Source organism: Bacillus sp. AFS018417, from assembly GCF_002560985.1.
GTDB lineage: Bacteria > Bacillota > Bacilli > Bacillales > Bacillaceae_G > Bacillus_A > Bacillus_A rhizoplanae.
Window position 1 is genome coordinate 1 of sequence record NZ_NTTM01000042.1, and the last position, 3,507, is coordinate 3,507.

Annotated in this window: 4 protein-coding genes; 2 read left to right on the forward strand and 2 right to left on the reverse strand. The window is 35.3% G+C overall.

Translation table 11 applies throughout. The features are described from left to right. Positions 1-192 precede the first annotated feature (192 nt). Positions 193-1,053 (forward strand): SMP-30/gluconolactonase/LRE family protein, encoded by an 861-nt coding sequence (locus tag CN326_RS16985; protein WP_098310167.1) that lies wholly within the window; start codon positions 193-195, stop codon positions 1,051-1,053. A gap of 175 nt (positions 1,054-1,228) precedes the next feature. On the opposite strand, the gene CN326_RS16990 is transcribed toward CN326_RS16985, so the two are convergent. Then, positions 1,229-1,771 (reverse strand): DUF1697 domain-containing protein, encoded by a 543-nt coding sequence (locus CN326_RS16990; RefSeq protein WP_098310168.1) that lies wholly within the window; start codon positions 1,769-1,771, stop codon positions 1,229-1,231. 447 nt (positions 1,772-2,218) lie between these two features. Here CN326_RS16990 and CN326_RS16995 point away from each other — a divergent pair, with 447 nt between their 5' ends. Continuing rightward, positions 2,219-3,121 carry a DMT family transporter gene (locus CN326_RS16995; RefSeq protein WP_098310169.1) on the forward strand — a complete coding sequence of 301 codons (903 nt, stop codon included), beginning with the start codon at positions 2,219-2,221 and terminating at the stop codon, positions 3,119-3,121. Positions 3,122-3,184: 63 nt separating this feature from the next. Here the strand turns inward: CN326_RS16995 and CN326_RS25435 are convergent, their stop codons facing one another. Then, the gene (locus CN326_RS25435) at positions 3,185-3,385 is read right to left on the reverse strand and encodes a WYL domain-containing protein (RefSeq protein WP_098310170.1); all 201 of its coding nucleotides are present in this window, start codon (positions 3,383-3,385) and stop codon (positions 3,185-3,187) included. Positions 3,386-3,507: the final 122 nt, after the last annotated feature.

Consider the following 3,507-nt stretch of genomic DNA (forward strand, 5'->3'; position numbering starts at 1 on the left):
ATGACTCGTCTTTTTTGTGTTTTTATCCCATAAAAGCCTGATTGGTTCAACTAACCATCGGTGGTGACGAAGAAAACCCCCACTGATGGAAAATACTTGGAGGGAAAATATCGATATCTCCAAGCTTTAATAGAGATATTTATACATGTTACTATAAATAGACGGAATATTCCTTTAAAAGGAGGAGGTAACTTGTTAGGCGAATTAGAATTAGTAATTGATGCTAAGGCTACTCTTGGAGAAGGGCCTTGTTGGGATCATAAAAAGCAGCTATTATATTGGGTTGATATTTTAGAGAAAAAGGTTCATATCTATAATCCAATTACAAATGAAAATAAGACAATCTTCCTTGAACAGATGGTTGGATCAGTGGTTCCTAGTGTATCTGGTAAAATGATTCTTGCTCTAGAGAAGGGCTTTTATTCTTTACATCTGGATACGGAAGAACTACAAGCTATTTATGATCCTGAAAGCCATTTACAAGACAATCGCTTTAATGATGGGAAGTGTGATCCGGCAGGCCGTTTTTGGGCAGGTACTACGGACTCAGTTGGAATAAGTGGAGAGGGAGCTCTTTACTGTTTAGATACCAATTTAACTGTCAAAAAGAAATTAGAACAAGTGAGTACTTCTAATGGTTTAGCATGGTCCCCTGACCATACATACATGTACTTTATTGATACACCTACAAGAAAAGTAGTTCGTTTTGATTATGATATCTATACCGGTCATATTGAAAATTCTCAAGATGCTGTTGTCATACCAAAAGAGGAAGGACTTCCTGATGGGATGACGATTGATGAAGAAGGTATGCTATGGATTGCTCATTGGGGAGGTTCTAAGGTATCGAGATGGAATCCTGTAAATGGAGAACAGTTGCTAACTATTTCTATACCTGCTTTGTATGTAACCTCTTGTACATTTGGAGGAAGTGACTTAAATGAGTTATATATTACAACGGCAAGAATGCATAATACAGATCCGGGTGCTGGTGGGGTGTTTCGAATAAAAATGAACATAAGAGGATGTCCTACATATCAATTTAATAGATGAATTCACCGAATTTATTGACTGCACCTTTCAAAATTAATTTAATTTCTATAACTGACTTATGTACAAATTACATCAGTCCTTCGATTTTCAAGGGGGAACAATAGTAAAAAGACGTGAACATCTTTATGAAATTTCGAATTTTTTTCTGTTCCTCCCTCAGAATATGTTTTTCCTATTAAGCTTGCATCGCCTTCAATAGCGCAGCCAGCTTATTGATTGTATTCCAGTTGCGTGTTGTTGCTGTATTTCCGAGCTTCTGTAGATTCTTCGCCAACTTGGAATCCAGTATGCTTTGGCGGAACAAGAAGTAAATTTCACGTCCATGGATATAGTATTCATCATTATCACGTTCACTGCCCAATAACAGTTCAACCACCTTTTGCTGAGGCTCTTCAGTCAAAATGGAAACATGAACACTTTCTCCTTTTCCCAAGGCTACATCTGTATATGGGCAATGCTCAATGATAGCCTCAAATTCCGTGGATGTTCTTAAGACAACGGTGATTGAAATTCCAAAAGTCTTTCTAATTTCATCCTCAATTCGGAAGCGCAATGACGCTGTATCCTCCGCTGATTCAAACAGGATATTGCCAGTTTGAATGTATGTTTGTACTCGACTAAGGCCCATCGTTTCTAGCATATGCCTCAATTCAACCATTTTGACTTTATTATGTCCGCTTACGTTAATGCCTCGCAACAGCGCGATATAAATTGCCATTCTGTCACCTTCAGTCTTTTTGTTTTATCCCGCATTAACGGGCAGTAAAACCCCCACTGATGGAAGTTTCACTTTATATTGCAACTAACAAATTCGTTAACTTGAAGAGGGATTCCTTTTTCATATCGAAAAAAGCTCTATGTAGTAAGTAGTTAGAATTACGAAATTCATTCAACTATATATTTTATACACTCTATTAAAATACAAAAAAACCTATATTTAAAGGTTGTTGTTGAACTTCTTGTATTCTCCTTATACAAATTGTATATTCATTATCGAATCTATATTATCTTTTTAGTAAACTAGAAAAATCTAATTAGTTCAAAGATGTTTAATCTAAAATAATTTTTAAAATCGAACACCTGTTTCTAATCTTCTTGAATGTAGATTTGGATGAAATCTATTACTTAATTTAACAATTGTAATTGAAACGGATGTGAAATGCATATGAGAGGCATTTTTATACTAATAATAGCGATTATGTTATGGGGAATTGCTATCGCACCAACAAAATGGGCATTACATTCGTTCCCGCCTTTTACTTTACTTTTTTTGCGTTTATCCTTAGCTGGTTGCTTATTCTTTCCCTTTCATTGGAAGGAAATACGACAGACGTATATTCCGTGGAATAGAATCATAGTTTTATCTTTCACAGGTGTTGCGGGATACTTTATGTTTACTTCATACGGAATTTCACTTACAAGTGGGATGCATGTGAGTATCATTGATGCCACATTACCCTTATTCACTATTATGTTTGCTGCTTTTTTTCTTCAAGAAAAAATTAATTGGAAATATTGGATTGGCATGTTTTTAGGGATGTGCGGTGTATTACTAATAACAATTCCGTTAAATGAGCGAGAGAGTACATCATCGCTTATTGGGGATTTACTTATTTTAGCTAGCGCAATTTTGTTTGCTATTTATAATATATTGTTAAAGCAACCGAAGGAAGAAGCAAATTTCTCTAGCGGAGCATTTACTACATTAACTTTACTTGTAGGGGCTATTATAGTGTTGCCCTTTACTATCTTTGAAGTATCGTATCGTGGAATCCCGGATGTAATAACGTGGAAGGCATGGGGAAGTTTAGTGTACCTTATTGTCGGCCCTACTATTCTTGCTTACTTACTGTGGAATAAAGCGCTAGAAGAAGTTTCAGCAGCTGTTGGTGGGATGTACTTAAATGTACTTCCGTTAGTCAGTATAATGGCGTCTGCAATTTTATTAGATGAAGTTATAACGTGGAGAATTGTTGTGGGCGGAGGACTTGTTTTGTTAGCAATTATCTGGGCAGATCAAGAAAAGTTTAAAATACTATTTCGATCAGTATTAAGTAAAAGTAAATAGCAATTAATACTTATGAAGGCATGCTTATACATATTGTTTCTAAAAAAGAAGGTGCTATTTTATTTAGCTCCTTCTTTTATTAGAAACTAGTTGTTTTAACCATTGTGTAACGGTCATATCTACCGGAATCAGTTCTGGGAAATCTTGCTGTACTTTGATAGAAATAATCCGATCGACTCGAAACGGCACATTACTTTTTCGTTTGTAACAAAATGCAGGAGAGTACCATAATCCATTAGATAGAAAGAGTTCAATATAGGGGATTTAAACTAATTTTGAAGATGATCACTTAGAGTTATTCACTATGAAAGGAAATCATTAATAAAAAAATGTTGACTCTATAACAATAACTGTGTAATATAGTAAGAGTCGCTGATGCAACAGAG